Source organism: Methylorubrum populi (genome assembly GCF_002355515.1).
Taxonomy (GTDB): domain Bacteria; phylum Pseudomonadota; class Alphaproteobacteria; order Rhizobiales; family Beijerinckiaceae; genus Methylobacterium; species Methylobacterium populi_A.
Genome location: NZ_AP014809.1, coordinates 1,694,990 through 1,709,500 on the forward strand (window position 1 = coordinate 1,694,990; position 14,511 = coordinate 1,709,500).

Consider the following 14,511-nt stretch of genomic DNA (forward strand, 5'->3'; position numbering starts at 1 on the left):
TCACAGCGTTCCCGACGTGTCCGTCACCGGGGCCGAGCCGCCCATCGCCACGGCGACGGGGTGGCCGTGGCGGGCAAGGTCGGCGCGGCCCTCGGCGAGCAGCGCGTCGGAGGCCGTCTCGATCCGGTTCTGCACCTCGGCGAGGAAGGCGGCGCGGGACAGGCCCGGCGGGATCACCGGCAGGAACTCGATCACCGTGGTGCCCGGCATCCGGCGGAAGCCTCGGCGGCGCCAGTACAGGCCGGTGTTCAGGGCCACCGGCAGGCAGGGCACGTTCAGCGCCGCGTAGAGGTGGGAGGCGCCCTGCTTGTAGGCGGGCGGGGCCCCGGCCGGGCGGCGGGTGCCCTCGGGGAAGATGATGAGCTGGCGCCCGTCGCGGATCGCCCCGGCCGCCGCCGCGTTCAGCGCCGCCATGGTCTTGGCGCCCTTGGAGCGGTCGATCGGCACCATCCCGCCCCGGCCGAGATACCAGCCGATCACGGGAATCCACATCAGCTCGCGCTTGAGCACGTAGGCGAAATCCTCGAACGCCACCGTGAGCGCCAGGGTCTCCAGGGCCGATTGGTGCTTGGCGGCCACCAGCAGCGGGCCCGGCGGGATGTTCTCCAGGCCGCGGAACTCCACCCGCGCTCCGCCGACGACCCGCAGCAGGGCCATCACCGTGCGGCCCCAGAACTGGGCCACCCGGATGACGGCCTTGCGCGAGGCGAGCGCCGGCAGGCCGAAGATCGCGATCAGGGTCGTCGCGACGTAGAACGAGAGGTTGAAGGCGAGCGAACGGAGGAGGAGCATCGGTGGTCCGCGTGAGGCTGCCGCTCCTTTATCGCGGGTGTCCGCGCTTGCCCACCGTCGCCTTGCGGAAACCCGCGTCAGCGGCCCCTTCGTCGCCCCTTCGCGGCGCTCCCGGCCATCGGCTCATCCGGCTCGCTTGCGGCCGAGCCCGGCTGGTCACCGGGGCCGGCTACGGGATCGGCGAAGGTGATGCGAGTTGCAGAAGGGTTCTGGTCGGGCCGATCGCCGTAATGCAGAAGTGCGCTATAGCACTTCATAGGAATTATTTCTGAAAATCCAGATCTATATCCCGGGGATTCTCGATAGATACGTGAGCTATAGCGGAATGTTCGCGCTGACAGATGATTTTTACGATCGCATATCTTGTCGATAGCCTGGATGTAAGGGGATGGAGAGGGCGTTCGCGAGCGAGCGGCCCCTCCTTGGAGCGCGCGCGGAGCGGCATCCATGGTCTGTGCCCCGTGTCTTCGCCTTCCCTGCCCGCCCGGCGCGGTGTCGGATCGCCTCGGGGCCGGCCGTTCTTCGGAGGTGTTCGCCGAGGGATCGGACCGGGTGGTGAAGCTCTACCGCCGGCCCTTCGAGCCGGAGGCGGTGGCCAACGAACTGGCGGCGAGCCGCCTCGCCCACGGTTTCGGCCTGCCGGTGCCGCAGGCCTTCGGCATCGTCGGACGGGCCGGGCGCACCGGCATCCTGTTCATGCGTCTCGACGGGCCGCCGATGATCCTGCGCTACGCCTGCAACCCGCTCGGGCTGCTGCTCGCGCTGCGCCGCTTGGCGCGGATCCAGCACGCGGTCCACGCCTTCCCCGCCGCAGGGCTACCCTCGCTTCATGCCCGTCTGCGCCATGAGATCGAGGGCGCGCGGGTGCCCGAGCCTCTGCGAGAGGCGGCGCTGGCCGCCCTCGCCCGGTTGCCGGAGGGGGATCGGCTCTGTCACGGCGACCTGCATCCCGGCAACGTGATCTCGACCCGGGCCGGGCTGCACCTGATCGATTGGCAGAAGGCCGCCGCCGGCGATCCCGCCGCGGATGCGGCCCGCTCCGAACTGATGCTGCGCTACGGCCGGTTCGGCCCCGCCTGGTTCAGCCGGCTCGCCCCCGTGCGGTTGGCGCGCCAGCTGATCGCGGCGTGGTACGTGGCGGGCTACCGCGCGGCGAGCGGCCTGCCCCGGGAGGCCATCGCCGCGTGGCACCTGCCGGTGACGGTCGCGCGCCTGTTCGGCCAGCCCTCCGACACCGACGCCGAACTGCTGGCGGCGGTCGAGGCGCTGGCGCGCGAAAGTCCGAGTCCCGAAAAGGCGAACCGTTTCGCGGGTCCGGGGCAGAGCTCCGGTTCGGACCCGGTCGGGGACGCTGCCGCTCAAGGCCCTTCGGCCAGCGTCCCCCGCTGACGCGGATCGGACGCCCCGGCGAGCAGGCCGTCCTCGGCCATCACCGAGTTGGCCGAGCCCGAGGTCGCGCCGACCTTCACATTGTGGCCCTTGGCCCGCAGCAGGGCGAGCGTGTCGGGCGAGATCCCCTCCTCGGCCATCAGCACGTCGGGCTGCCACTGGTGGTGAAGGCGCGGCGCCGCGACCGCCTGGGCGAGGTTCATGCGGAAATCGAGCACGTTCACGATGACCTGAAGCACCGTCGTGATGATGCGGCTGCCCCCCGGGCTTCCGGTGACGAGGAACAGTTTGCCGTCCCGAAACACGAAGGTCGGCGTCATCGAGGAGAGCGGGCGCGCCCCTGGCGCCACGGCGTTGGCCTCGCCGCCGACGAGGCCGTAGGCGTTGCGCGCGCCGGTCTTGGCGGAGAAGTCGTCCATCTCGTTGTTGAGCAGCACGCCCGTGCCCTCGGCGACGAGCCCGATCCCGTAGGAGAAGTTCAGCGTGTAGGTGTTGGAGACGGCGTTGCCCTGATCGTCCACCACCGAGAAATGCGTGGTCTGATCGGATTCGTGGGGGAGCGGATTGCCGGCGCTCACCTCCGCGGCGGTCTTCGCCCGATCCGGATCGATTTTTTCACGCAGGGCGGCGGCGTAGGGCTTGGCGGTGAGCCCCGCGACGGGGACCTCGGTCCGCGCGGGATCGCCGAGCCAGGTCGCCCGGTCGGCGTAGGCCGGCTTCATCGCTTCCGCCAGCATGTGCAGCGCCCCTGCGCTGCCCGCGCCCATCCCGGCGAGGTCGTAGCCCTCTAGGATGTTGAGGATCTCGATCAGATGCACCCCGCCGGAACTCGGCGGCGGCATCGAGACGATCTCGTAGCCGCGATAGCGGCCGCGCACCGGCGTGCGGATCTCCGGCCTGTAGGCGGCGAGGTCGGCCGTCGTCATGATCCCGCCCGCGCCCTGCACCGCCGCCGCGATCTTCTGGGCGATCGGCCCCTCGTAGAAGGCGTCCGGTCCCTGCTCGGCGATCGCCTTCAGGGTGTCGGCGAGGTCGGTCTGGCGCAGGATCGCGCCGCGCGGCAGCACGTGGTCGCCCTGGAAGAACACCGCCCGGCTCGACGGCCAATGCCCGAGCAGGCCCGCGGCCCGCGGCAGGGAATCCGCCAGGCCCGATTCGATCGGGATGCCGTCGCGGGCGAGCCGCTCCGCCGGGGCGATCAGTTCGGCCAGGGTGAACTTGCCCGAGCCGTAGCGCCGGTGAGCCTCGGCGAGGCCGCGCACCGTGCCGGGCACGCCCACCGCCTTCCCGGACCGGGTGGAGGCGGCGCGGTCAGGCTCGCCCTGCGGGTTCAGGAACATGTCGGCGGTGGCAGCGGCCGGGGCGGTCTCGCGGTAATCGATCGCGATCGTCTCCTTGCCGGTCTCCTTGCCGGTCTCCTTGCCAGTCTCCTTGCCTGTTTCCCCGCCCGTCTCCCTGGCCCCGGCGCGATGCACCATCATGAAGCCGCCGCCGCCGAGATTGCCCGCCCGCGGCAGCGTGACGGCCAGCGCGAAGCCGACCGCCACCGCCGCGTCGACGGCGTTGCCGCCCTTCCGCAGGATCTCGACGCCGACGCGGGTGGCGAGCGCGTCCTGCGACGAGACCATGCCGCGGCTGGCCAGAACCGGTAGGAGGCGGGCCTCGTCCGACTGGATCGGCGGCGGCTCGGGCGCGGGCGGCAGCGCCTGCGCGCGGGCCGGCCCCGAGAGGCCGGCCGGAAGGCCCGCGAGGGAAGCCGCCAGGGCGGCGGCCAGGAGAAGCGTGCGGGCGGCGCAGCGAACGGGCGAGGTCGGACTCATGTCGCGAACTTACCGCAAATGCGGGGCGCAGCCATGCTCCGCGGCACGCCGCACCGTCCGGCGCTACCGACCGCTCAGCGCCGGGCCGCCCGCGGTGCCGCCGGTGCCGGGCGGTCCGCTGGTCGGTGTGCCGCCGATCACGGCGCCCGGCGTGCCGCCGATCACGGCCGGCTCGTTCGGAGTGCCGGCCGGGGGAGCGGCCGTGCTCGGGCCGGGCACCGGCTGCGGCCCCGTGGCCGAGGCCTTCGGGCTCGGCGGTGAGGGCCGCGCGGCCTCGCCTGCCTGCGCCACGGCCGCGGTCGGAAGGCTCAGTGCCAGAGCCAGGGCGATCGTCGTGAACCGCATGGGGTGTCCTGTCCGGGGGAAGGGGCCTCCCTCAACCCGGCTTCCCCTGGAAAGTTCGTGCCGACCGATCCGGACCGCGCTCGCCCTCCCCGGGCATCGTCCCGGATACCGGATCCGGGACGATGCCAGCGGCTCTTGTTCTTGCATCTGTTCTTGCACCTTTTCTTCGAAAGCCGGTGCCGCCCTCTCGGGATGACGTTCTGGAGCGGCATCCGACCGGATTGCGTCAGGCCGGCAGCGCTCGGTCCTCGTTTCGACGCGCATGTTTTCGACGAGCCGGTGGCCACTTCGTCGGGATGCGCTCGAGCGGTGGCCGAGCCACTAGCGGGGATGGGCCCAGGCCGGGTCGCGCAGGTGCGGATCCGCGTCGCGCAGCGAGCGGCGGATCCGCCGCTCCGCCTCCGCCGGCTGATGATCGCGCAGCGATTCCTGATGGGCGTGGAAGTGGTGATCCCAGTGGCGCCTGCTGGCGTGCCACTCCACGGCCTCGACCGGGTGGCCGGCGACGAGGCCCTGCTGCAGTAGCGCGGGCATGGCGGAGGCCGCGGTGACGCCGAGAGTGCCGAGCACGAGGCCGGCTCCGATTGTGGGGACGAGTCGCATCGTCTTGTGTCTCCTCCACACACGGGGATCGTGTGTCCTGATTTGTCATAAAACGTTCACATGCCGGCTCCTCTTCCTGGAAAGCTGCGCGAATCGGTTTCAGAACCTGCTGAAATGATTGGGATTTTGTTCGACCGTGCGCCGTCACGCGCGGGGCCGAATGATTCATCCGGCGTGCCGGGGCAGGTCGCGTGCACTGCGTGCCCCGCCGCACCTGCAACGGAAGCCGTCCGGGAAGCGGGAGGTGGCGTCCTTTCCCCTCCGATGCGTCCCGCCGCCTTGACGGCGGACAGCACGATGCCGACGACCGGTCCCCAGGATGGGCAGGGACCGGCGTCGGCACCGATGGTCGTGCGGGGGAGGTGACGGCGGGCGGACGCGTGGCGTCTTGCCCGCCTGGGAGGCCGGTCAGGCGGCGTCTTCCGCGTCGTCTCCGTCGAGGATCGATTCCAGATCGCCCGTGAGCGCATCGAGCTGATCCGGTGTCGCCCGGATCTTGAACTTCGTTCCGTCCGCGGCTTCCACCGCGATCTCGATATGGTCCTCGACCCGTGCGGCGAGCGCCTGCTTGAGGGTGTAGGTCGTCACGTCCTTGGCCATGCGGTCTCCCGTAGCGGCGTTGATCGTCGGGAGGTGGGAAGCGCCGTGAGGCGGAGTCGTTCCTTCGCCTGATCCGTCCGTTGGTCCGTCGACAGGCTTGTCGGTCGGTCGCCCTCGGGGGGCCGGGCCGTTAAGCCGGCCTTGACGGCTTCGGCGGCATCCCGCCGCCATGAACGCGCCGAGGCTTCCCATTGCTCAGTTCGTGGCTCTGCTCTTGGCTCAACTCCTGGCACTGTCCGTGATCGGCGGCAGCCTGGGCCCGGCGGCGGCCGGGACGCGCGATCGCGAACTTTCTGAACAGACGCGGTCCCTCGAAGCGGTTTGGCACGGCTGCCTGCGTGAGGCCTATGCCCGGCAGCGGCCGGGACAGAGCCGGGCCGGCGCGCAACGCAACGTCCTCGACGAGTGCCGGGCGCACGAGGACCGGCTGGTGGCGGCCACGATGCGCGAACAGGCCCGCGAGGACGAGGCCGCGCGAAGGTCCGGCCTTCCCCTCGCCGTGCGGGCCGGGGCCGGAACCTGGGCCTGGGCGGCCTCGGTCGCGGCCTACATGGTCGATCCCGTGACCTCGTGGTGGCAGGGATGGCGTGCCGCCCGCTGAGGGCGCCCCACCGCTCAGAAGCGGTAGCCGATGCCGGCGCCGATGATCAGCATGTCGAGCCTGACGGTTGCGCTGCCGGATCCGATCCGGGAGACCTGCGGAGGCAGGAAGATCTTCTTGATCTCCAAGTTGGCGTACCAGTCGCCGACGAGGTGGTAGTCGAAGCCGGCCTGGAGCATCGGACCCAGTTGCGGGTCGGCCTTCATCGTGGTGACGAGCGGCTTTGCCGGATCGTAGGCGATCGGATGCGTGTAGCCGGCGCCGGCGCCGACATACGGGTTGAAGGCGTCGCCGGGCCGGAAGTGGAACTGCACCGCCCCGGTCGTGGAGAGGCTCCAGGTCGTGCCGACCGTCAGGTCGCCGATGACCGAGCCGCGGATCGAGGTCCGGGTCGACACGACGCCGATCTGGCCCGCCACCGCGAAATGATCGGACAGGAAATACGTCAGGTCGAGATCCGGCAGGGGACGCGCCGGGGTGATGACGCGTCCGCCGATCGGCTCGACCTGCGAGGACTGGCCGACCGGGATGCTGCCGATGACACGGCCGCGAACGAGGAGGCTCCCGGCGGCCAGTCCCCCTGCGGATGCCGTATCCGCGGCCGGATCGGCCGCCCGGCAGGGTGCGGAGGCCCCGAACAGGCCGAGCGCGATCGCGAGCGCGAGACCCCGTCGCGCCGCCTTCACCGGCCCTGACGTCCCGCCCGCGCCGCGCGACGGCCACCGGCGCCGGAGCGGCTTCCGGTCCGGCGCGGAGCGCTCGCGGCGGCGGTCTCGCCCGCACGCGGAAAGGGACAGGGCGATGGGTGCGAACATGATTGGTGTCGTTTCAAAGACGCGTGGGAGATCGGTTCAGGCCATCTCGGATCGCGGCTGCTCGCCGATCGAGATGTCATCCATGGCCCCGCGAAGCCCGGAAGGCGGCTCCGCTCGGACGGCCCTGGTCTCCGGCTGGGACGGCGCGGCCGGCCATTCCAGGCAGACGCGGTTTCGACCGTCCCTCTTGGCGGCGTAGAGGGCCGCGTCCGCCCGGGACAGGGCGGGCTCGATCCCCTCCTCGCCGGCGGCCACGATCGAGACCCCGATGCTGGCGGTCACGGTCACGGCCGTCCCATTCACGGAGAACGGCTGCCCCTCCGCCGTCCGTCGCAACCGCTCGGCGACGATGCTGGCGGCGGAGGATTCGGCCTGATCGAGCACGATCAGGAACTCCTCGCCGCCCCAGCGGGCGATGATGTCGTCCTTGCGCATCACGCTGCGAAGCCGCTCGGCGAAGCCGATCAGAACCGCGTCGCCGCCCTCGTGACCGTGGGTGTCGTTGATCGACTTGAAGTGGTCGATATCGGCCAACAGGATCGCGCAGCGTGGCGGGGAAGACGTGCGGCCCGCCCGCCGGCGTATCGCCGCGAACAGCCCGCGCCGGTTCGCCAGCCCGGTGAGCGGATCGGTCTCGGCCAAGCGGCTGAGCTTCAGGTGCGCCCGCTCGCTCACCATGGCGAGATAGCCGACCTGGATGAAGACGCCGCACCACAGGTCGAACAGCAGCGCGTAGACGCCGCCCTCGGGCGAGGCGAGGTGCTCGCTCGCGAATTGGACCACGCCGATCGTCAGGAGGAAGATGAACAGGTATCCGCCGAAGCCCGAGAGGACGATGTATTGCGTCCACAGGCGCATCGAGGCGGGCGTTCTCAGGATCTCTACGATGCACAGGGCCGTGCTCAGCGCGATGCCGCCGAACACCGTGCTGAGGCTCCACGCCACCGAGGCCCCGGCCGCGAGCAGGGCGCCGTAAGGCAGGCCGGACAAGAGGGCGAGCAGGACAACCTGCGGGATGCAGGCCGGCCGCTCGTAGAAGAGGCGCAGGCCCGCCCAGGACAGGGCGAGGCTCGCGCCGTACAGGACGTAGACGACGCATCCCTTCACAGGGGTCAGCGGGATGTTCGGCGGATCGCCCAGCATCAGGAGCGAGGCCGTCAGCGAACTGCACAGCGCGCTGGCCCAGACACCGAAGTAGACCTCGCGCGGATGCCGCAGCAGGGTGACCAAGAACACTAGGACGAAGGCGAGACGACTGCTGATGCTGGCGACCTGAAGCGTGTTGAAGTCGAGCATGGCCATTCAGGTCCTGTGCGGAAGGCCCGCATGTCGGGGGGCTCCGGTTCGGGAGCGGATGGCCGGTTCGGCGAGGGGCGGATCGAGAGGACGGTTCGGAGCCGAGCCGGCCGAGGGCCCGGTCGCGAGCGGCTGAGCGGCGAGGGCCATCACGGGGCCGCGCGTTTCGGGGATCGCGGCGATCGTGCCGTCCGCCGCTTCCCTCGCGTCTGCTCCCGGAGAAGCGACGTTACGGCCTCGCCCGGGAGCGGCCGGCCGAACAGGAAGCCCTGCAGCTCCGCGGAACCGATCTCGCGAAGCATCCGGGCCTCGTCCTCGGTCTCGATCCCTTCGGCGGTCACCGCCATCCCGAAGTGGTGCGCGATGTCGTGCATCGTCCGGATCAGGAATCGGCTCTTCCGACCCTCGCTGAGGGCCCTGATGAACGAGCGGTCGATCTTGATCCTGTCGAAGGCGAGGTGCTGCAGGTAGCCGAGCGACGAGAAGCCGGTTCCGAAATCGTCGAGGGCGACGCTGACCCCGAGCGCGCGCAGGCCCGTGATGGCGTTGAGCGCGACGGCGCCCCCCATCAGGACGCCTTCGGTCAGTTCCAGTTCGAGGCGAGCGGCCGTCAGCCCGCTGGCCCGCAACGCGGCGGCGACCCTGGCCGGGAAGTCCGGCTCCTGCAACTGGACCGGCGAGACGTTCACGCAGACCCGGTAATCCTCCGGCCACGTCGCCGCCTGCCGGCAGGCGGTGTCGAGAACCCACGCGCCGAGCGGGACGATGTCGCCCGTTCTCTCGGCCAGCGGGACGAAGTGGGCGGGTTGGACCGCTCCGAGGATCGGGTGATGCCAGCGCAGCAGCGCCTCGCAGCCCGTGATCGCCCCCGTCGCCGCCGACACGATGGGCTGGTAGGCGAGCGAGAGCGCGCCCTCGGCCAGAGCCGCCCGGATATCGGCCGATCCCAGATCCTCGACGCGGGACACGGTGGTCCGGGCGCCCGGGCCGATAGCTGCGGCGGACGGTTCCGAGCCGGGAGCCGGCCGAGTCAAGTCGACCTCGTCGAAGGGCCCGATCGGATCGGGACGCCGGCTGGCCCCCGCACGGGACAGGCGAGGTGACGAGACCGCGGGTGCGCTCCTCATCGGACGCGCTTTGCGCGGGATCGAGGACCTGTCGTGTTCCACGCTGCCGCGCACATGTTCCAAGCCGCGCCCGTTGGGTGATCAAGCCAACAATTGATAGGCGGCGCCACCTAAGGAAAAGTTATCGTATGTTTGTTTGTTCTCCGTGCTTTAGCGCGCGACCTGCACGCGGTGGGCGCCGGCGCGGTGGGGGCCTCGGATTCGCGATCGAACGATGCCGAGCGGACGCTTTCGGGCCGGATGCCCCAGCCCGGCCCTTGCGCGGGGCGGCCGGGCCGTCCGATCGGACGACGAGCCTCTCCGCCCCGGACCGGGGGGGTGAGAGCGATCAGGCTTCCTTTCGGCGCATCGGGAGAAGGCGCATCGTCGCCTTCCAGGCCGGTGCGAGCACTTGGCCGGCGAGCGGAATCAGCGCGAAGCCCGCGACCAGCCCGATCACGCCCGCGCCGGCCGCGGTGACAAGCCACTCGATCGCTCCGCCGAGCGCCGGCACGGCTCGGCCCGCCGCCACCGCGGCCTCGTGGATCACGTGCTCCGGACCGGCGAAGCCGTAGCCGGCGAGGCTGTGGACGATGATGCCGCCGCCGACCCAGACCATGGCCGCCGTGCCGAGAACGGCGAGTCCCTTGAGGAAGACGGGCATGCCGCGCACCAGCCCGCGGCCGAGGGCCGCCAGGACGCCGCTGCCCCGTTTGGCCAGGGCCAGACCGATGTCGTCGGCCTTCACGATCAGGGCGACCGCACCGTAGACCGCGACCGTGATGCCGACGGCGACGACCGCCATCACCACGGCCCGCGACCAGACCGTGCCGTCGCCCAGGCCCGACAGGGTGATGGCCATGATCTCGGCCGAGAGGATGAAGTCGGTCTTGATCGCGCCGGAGACCCGCTGGTCCTCCAGCACCTGCGCGCTCGGCGCGGCCGCCTTCGCCGCGTCCTCGTGCGCGTGGGCCGCGTGCGGGGCGACCATCTCGTAGACCTTCTCGGCGCCCTCGTAGGCGAGGTACAGGCCGCCGAGCAGCAGGAGCGGCGTGATCGCCCAGGGCGCGAAGGCGCTGAGCAGCAGCGCGATCGGCAGCAGGAACACCAGCTTGTTGATCAGCGAGCCGCGGGCGATGCGCCAGACGATCGGCAGTTCACGGTCGGGCGAGAAGCCGACGACGTAGCGGGGCGTCACCGCGGCATCGTCGATCACGACGCCGGCCGCCTTGGTCCCGGCCTTGGCGGCCTGGGCCGCCACGTCGTCCAGCGAGGCGGCCGCGACCTTCGTCAGGGCGACCACGTCATCCAAGAGGGCTAGCAGTCCGACGCTCACGATCGCCTCATCCCGTTCCACGCTCGGCCAGCATATGGCGCGGCGCAGCTTTTGGGCGAGGACGGGTTTCTGAGCGGGAGCCGAAGCCCCACGCCTCGCCCCGGATCCGGTCTCCGGGGCGAGGCGGTTCGTCGGCGCGCGTCAGGTGCGCGGCAGGCTGTGCAGCGCCCTCAGGAAGACATCGACCTCGGCGCGCGTGTTGTAGAAGGCGAGCGAGGCGCGCACCGACTGATCGACGCCGAAGCGGCGCAGGGCCGGCAGGGCGCAGTGATGGCCCGAGCGCACGGCGATGCCGTGCCCGTCGAGATGGTGGGCCACCGCCTCGTTCTCCTGCCCCTCGATGGTGAAGGACATCACGCTCGCCTTCTCCCGCGCCGTGCCGATCAGGCGCAGGCCCTTCACCTCGGCCAGTCCCGCTTGCGCGTAGTCCAGGAGGTCGTGCTCGTAGGCCGCGATGGCGGGAAGCCCGATGCTCTCGAGGTAGTCGAGCGCCGCGCCCAGGCCGACGGCCCCGGCGATGTCGGGCGTTCCGGCCTCGAACTTCTCCGGCGCGCCCTTGTAGACGGTGCGCGCGAAGGTGACGTCCTCGATCATGTGGCCGCCGCCCTGCCAGGGCGGCATCGCTTCGAGGAAGGCGGTCTTGCCGTAGAGGGCGCCGATCCCGGTCGGCCCGAACACCTTGTGCCCGGAGAAGACGAGGAAGTCGGCGTCGAGCGCCTGCACGTCGAGGGGCATGTGCGGCGAGGATTGCGCCGCATCGACCAGCACCGGTACGCCGTAGGCGTGGGCGAGCGCGATGATCTCCCGGATCGGGTTCACCGTGCCGAGCGCGTTGGCGACATGCGTCACCGAGACGATCTTCGTGCGGCCCGACAGCAGCGCCGCGTATTGCTCGAAGATGATCTCGCCGCGGTCGTTGACCGGGATCACCCGGATCGTCGCGCCCGTCTGCTGTGCGAGCAGTTGCCAGGGCACGATGTTGGCGTGGTGCTCGATCGTCGAGAGGATGATCTCGTCGCCCGGCCCGATATTCGCCCGGCCGTAGGAGTTGGCGACGAGGTTGATCGCCTCCGTGGTGCCGCGCAGGAAGACGATGTCGTCCTTGCTCGGCGCGTTGAGGAAGCGGCGCACCGCCTCGCGCCCGCCCTCGAACAGGTCGGTGGAGCGCGCCGCCAGCGTGTGCGCGGCCCGGTGGATGTTCGAGTTGTGGCGGCCGTAGAACTCCGAGGTCGCGTCGATCACGGCCTGCGGCTTGTGCGTGGTCGCGGCGTTGTCGAGCCAGACCAGCGGATGCCCGTTGACGCTCTGGTGCAGTGCCGGGAAGTCGCGCCGCACGCTCTCGACGTCGAAGGGCGCCGCGACCGGGCTCGACCCGTGCGCAAGCGCCCGCGGGGCGGGGCCCGGATGACGGCTCGGTTCGACCCGCGGGGCGGCCGGCGCCCGGCGGGCGGGGCCGGGGCCGAGATTCAGGAAGTAGTAGTCGGACGCCGGAGCTCCGGAGGCCGCCTCGGGTGCCCGCGACAGGCGCCCGGTCCTGCGGAAGCTCTCCTGCGCCTCGTCCACGCCGGCCCGCGACGGGTCGGCCGGCACGAGGTGCGGTGCGAGCGCATGAGCGAAGGCGTTGGCGCGGGGATGGTCCGCCGCGATCTGCCGGTGCAGGTCCGGGCCGCCGGGAAGACCCGCCGCCAGGGCCGGCACGCTCGGGAACGAGAAATCCGGCAGGCACGGGCGCGGGCTCGCCGGATGGACCGGCGGGATCGTGGCGGTGTCGGCGAAGGCCGGGCCCGCGGGGGCGAGGTTCGGCAGGCTCGGGCCGGAGAGGCCGGGCAGGCCCACCGGCGGCGCCCCGAAGGAGCGCGCCGCGAGTGATGCGGCGTCCGGCTGCAGGCCGGAGGGCTGCCCCCCGGTCGGCGCCGAGGGGAGGCCGAGCGAGGCACTCGGGAGCGGTGCCCCACCGGGTCCCTGCGGCAGGCCCTCGAGCGCCTGCGGAAGCTGCGGGCCGGCGGGAATCGCCGGGGCGAAGGGCTGGCTCGCGGCCTGCCCCTGCCCGTAGATCTCGCGGGCGAGGCGCCCGACGAGATCGGCGTGAGCGAGCTCGCCCGGATTGCCCGAGGGGATGCCGATGGCGGGAAAGCCCAAAGACGTCGCCTCAGGCATAGTCATGGTAGTTGCCGAGCAGCACGTTATCGAGACGGGCGATCGCGTCCTCGACCAGCACGGCGGCCGAGAAGTAGCGGGTCACGAGATGCGAGGCGATGGAGTGGTCGTTGGTGCCCATGTATCGCACCGACAGGCCGGGCTCGATCTCGCCGGTGACGCCCGACTTGTGCAGGCCGACCACGCCCTGCTCGCCCTCGCCGACGCGCACCAGCAGGATCGAGGTGGTCTGGGCGCCGGTCGCCGGATCGATGTCGATCGGCAGCTTGTCGCTCGGCACCAGCGGCACGCCGCGCCAGGTGATGAAGGGCGCGCCGAACAGGTGCACCACCACCGGCGGCACGCCGCGGCGGGTCGCCTCCCGGCCGAAGGCCGCGATGGCGCGGGGGTGCGCCACGAAGAAGGCCGGCTTCTTCCACACCAGCGTCAGCAGCTCGTCGAGATCGTCCGGAGTGGGCGGGCCGCCGCGGGTCGGGATGCGCTGGCGGCCGCTGACCTCGTTGAGCAGGCCGAACTGCGAGTTGTTGAGCAACTCCCACTCCTCGCGCTCCTTCACCGCATCGACGGTGAGGCGGATCTGCTCGCGGAGCTGGTCGATCTCGTTCGAGTAGAGGTCGGTGACGCGGGTATGGGTGTTGAGGATCGTCTGGATCGTCGAGAGGTGGTACTCGCGCGGATCGACCTCGTAATCGACGAAGGTGGTGGGCAGGCGCGGCTCGCCGGCATGGACCGCCAGGAGCTCGATGCCCTGCTCGCCGTAGGAGTTGGTGTGACCCTTCAGCCGGTCGCGCTCCTCCTGGTGCTGGGTGATGCGGGCGCGGATCTCGTCGCTCTCGATCGCGGTGCGGTCGAGGGTCAGCAGGGTCACCGCCGAGAGCGCCTTCACGGCCGGGGCCGGCGCGGCCTCGCCGACGAGGTCGCCGTCACCGAAATAGTCGCCGCGGGTCGCGAGCCCCTGGCGCAGCCGGCCCTTGTAGGGACCCGATAGCGTCAGCTCGACCGTGCCGTCGGCGACCACGACGAGGCTGCGGCCGGTCGAGCCCTCCTCGTGGATCACCTCACCGGCCTTGTGCCGGCTCTCCGTGAACTTGCCCGCCAGCGCGGCGAGTTCGGCATCGCCCAGGCGGCTGAACAGCGGCACGGCGCGCAGCGAGCCCGGGCGCACGACGCGGCCCTTGTCCTCGGTGGCGAGATCGATGCGGCCGGGCTTGGCCAGCACCACGGCCCTGCGGTTGACGCGGTAGACGCCGCCCGGGACGTCGACGAAGGGCAGGAGCCGCAGGAGCCAGCGCGGCGTATTGGCCGCGTTCTGAACCGAGGTGACGGTCGCTGTCGCAAGGTTGCGTGCCGCTGAAGCGCTGACGCTCAAACCCGGTCCGCTCATCGTCTGATGTCTCCGTCCGTCGTGTTCGGCTGTTGAGGCGCGGCGTCCGGCCCGCCTGGGGCCGCGGCACACGAGGGTGCGGCCGCGATGAAGGGACCCGCACGAAACCTGGTAATCAGGTCGAGCGGATTGGTGTCGGCGCGCAAGATTGCGCGCCAATGACAATTGTCGTTCGCAATTGTGCGGCGCGTTCAGTGTTGGTGCGTCGCGGCTCAGGGATAGGCGAAGTATCAAATCAGGGTCAACGGAACAATGTTCTAAATTTAT

At 71.0% G+C, this 14,511-nt stretch carries 13 protein-coding genes; 2 read left to right on the forward strand and 11 right to left on the reverse strand.

Annotation, left to right across the window (positions count from 1 at the left end; all coding sequences use genetic code 11):
• A complete protein-coding gene (locus tag MPPM_RS07810) occupies positions 1 to 792 on the reverse strand; it encodes a lysophospholipid acyltransferase family protein (protein ID WP_096484567.1) in 792 nt (263 codons plus the stop codon).
• 492 nt (positions 793 to 1,284) lie between these two features.
• Between MPPM_RS07810 and MPPM_RS07815 the strand changes: the two genes are divergently transcribed.
• Positions 1,285 to 2,181, forward strand: a complete 897-nt coding sequence (locus MPPM_RS07815) for a phosphotransferase (protein WP_244573509.1) — start codon at positions 1,285 to 1,287, stop codon at positions 2,179 to 2,181.
• Here the strand turns inward: MPPM_RS07815 and ggt are convergent.
• The 4 genes from ggt to MPPM_RS07835 form a co-directional block, all read right to left on the reverse strand.
• Positions 2,151 to 4,001, reverse strand: coding sequence for a gamma-glutamyltransferase (ggt, locus tag MPPM_RS07820; protein WP_096484569.1), 1,851 nt, complete (start codon positions 3,999 to 4,001; stop codon positions 2,151 to 2,153). The two genes, MPPM_RS07815 and ggt, sit on opposite strands and share 31 nt — an antisense overlap.
• Positions 4,002 to 4,064: 63 nt before the next feature.
• Positions 4,065 to 4,346 carry a hypothetical protein gene (locus MPPM_RS07825; RefSeq protein ID WP_096484570.1) on the reverse strand — a complete coding sequence of 94 codons (282 nt, stop codon included), beginning with the start codon at positions 4,344 to 4,346 and terminating at the stop codon, positions 4,065 to 4,067.
• A gap of 321 nt (positions 4,347 to 4,667) precedes the next feature.
• Positions 4,668 to 4,949 (reverse strand): hypothetical protein, encoded by a 282-nt coding sequence (locus tag MPPM_RS07830; protein WP_096484571.1) that lies wholly within the window; start codon positions 4,947 to 4,949, stop codon positions 4,668 to 4,670.
• A gap of 408 nt (positions 4,950 to 5,357) precedes the next feature.
• A complete protein-coding gene (locus MPPM_RS07835) occupies positions 5,358 to 5,549 on the reverse strand; it encodes a hypothetical protein (protein WP_012453457.1) in 192 nt (63 codons plus the stop codon).
• A gap of 169 nt (positions 5,550 to 5,718) precedes the next feature.
• Between MPPM_RS07835 and MPPM_RS07840 the strand changes: the two genes are divergently transcribed.
• Positions 5,719 to 6,150 carry a hypothetical protein gene (locus MPPM_RS07840; RefSeq protein ID WP_096484572.1) on the forward strand — a complete coding sequence of 144 codons (432 nt, stop codon included), beginning with the start codon at positions 5,719 to 5,721 and terminating at the stop codon, positions 6,148 to 6,150.
• A 14-nt stretch (positions 6,151 to 6,164) separates the two neighbouring features.
• On the opposite strand, the gene MPPM_RS07845 is transcribed toward MPPM_RS07840, so the two are convergent.
• The 6 genes from MPPM_RS07845 to MPPM_RS29180 all read right to left on the reverse strand — a co-directional run bounded on the left by MPPM_RS07845 (position 6,165) and on the right by MPPM_RS29180 (position 14,244).
• Positions 6,165 to 6,965 (reverse strand): OmpW/AlkL family protein, encoded by an 801-nt coding sequence (locus MPPM_RS07845; RefSeq protein ID WP_096484573.1) that lies wholly within the window; start codon positions 6,963 to 6,965, stop codon positions 6,165 to 6,167.
• A gap of 36 nt (positions 6,966 to 7,001) precedes the next feature.
• A complete protein-coding gene (locus MPPM_RS07850) occupies positions 7,002 to 8,267 on the reverse strand; it encodes a GGDEF domain-containing protein (RefSeq protein ID WP_244573510.1) in 1,266 nt (421 codons plus the stop codon).
• Between the two features lie 143 nt (positions 8,268 to 8,410).
• Complete coding sequence (locus tag MPPM_RS07855) at positions 8,411 to 9,229, reverse strand: putative bifunctional diguanylate cyclase/phosphodiesterase (protein WP_244573511.1); 819 nt, start codon at positions 9,227 to 9,229, stop codon at positions 8,411 to 8,413.
• 487 nt (positions 9,230 to 9,716) lie between these two features.
• Complete coding sequence (locus MPPM_RS07860) at positions 9,717 to 10,703, reverse strand: DUF808 domain-containing protein (protein ID WP_096487773.1); 987 nt, start codon at positions 10,701 to 10,703, stop codon at positions 9,717 to 9,719.
• 141 nt (positions 10,704 to 10,844) lie between these two features.
• Positions 10,845 to 12,866, reverse strand: a complete 2,022-nt coding sequence (locus MPPM_RS07865; protein ID WP_096484575.1) for a family 2A encapsulin nanocompartment cargo protein cysteine desulfurase — start codon at positions 12,864 to 12,866, stop codon at positions 10,845 to 10,847.
• Positions 12,853 to 14,244 carry a family 2B encapsulin nanocompartment shell protein gene (locus MPPM_RS29180; RefSeq protein ID WP_096484576.1) on the reverse strand — a complete coding sequence of 464 codons (1,392 nt, stop codon included), beginning with the start codon at positions 14,242 to 14,244 and terminating at the stop codon, positions 12,853 to 12,855. The genes MPPM_RS07865 and MPPM_RS29180 overlap by 14 nt, the downstream gene beginning before the upstream one ends.
• Positions 14,245 to 14,511 lie beyond the last annotated feature (267 nt).

Coding starts and splice junctions, on each gene's coding strand:
- MPPM_RS07810 (WP_096484567.1), bottom strand. CDS start 792: ATGCTCCTCCTCCGTTCGCTCGCCTTCAACCTCTCGTTCTACGTCGCG.
- ggt (WP_096484569.1), bottom strand. CDS start 4,001: ATGAGTCCGACCTCGCCCGTTCGCTGCGCCGCCCGCACGCTTCTCCTG.
- MPPM_RS07825 (WP_096484570.1), bottom strand. CDS start 4,346: ATGCGGTTCACGACGATCGCCCTGGCTCTGGCACTGAGCCTTCCGACC.
- MPPM_RS07830 (WP_096484571.1), bottom strand. CDS start 4,949: ATGCGACTCGTCCCCACAATCGGAGCCGGCCTCGTGCTCGGCACTCTC.
- MPPM_RS07835 (WP_012453457.1), bottom strand. CDS start 5,549: ATGGCCAAGGACGTGACGACCTACACCCTCAAGCAGGCGCTCGCCGCA.
- MPPM_RS07840 (WP_096484572.1), top strand. CDS start 5,719: ATGAACGCGCCGAGGCTTCCCATTGCTCAGTTCGTGGCTCTGCTCTTG.
- MPPM_RS07845 (WP_096484573.1), bottom strand. CDS start 6,965: ATGTTCGCACCCATCGCCCTGTCCCTTTCCGCGTGCGGGCGAGACCGC.
- MPPM_RS07850 (WP_244573510.1), bottom strand. CDS start 8,267: ATGGCCATGCTCGACTTCAACACGCTTCAGGTCGCCAGCATCAGCAGT.
- MPPM_RS07865 (WP_096484575.1), bottom strand. CDS start 12,866: ATGACTATGCCTGAGGCGACGTCTTTGGGCTTTCCCGCCATCGGCATC.
- MPPM_RS29180 (WP_096484576.1), bottom strand. CDS start 14,244: ATGAGCGGACCGGGTTTGAGCGTCAGCGCTTCAGCGGCACGCAACCTT.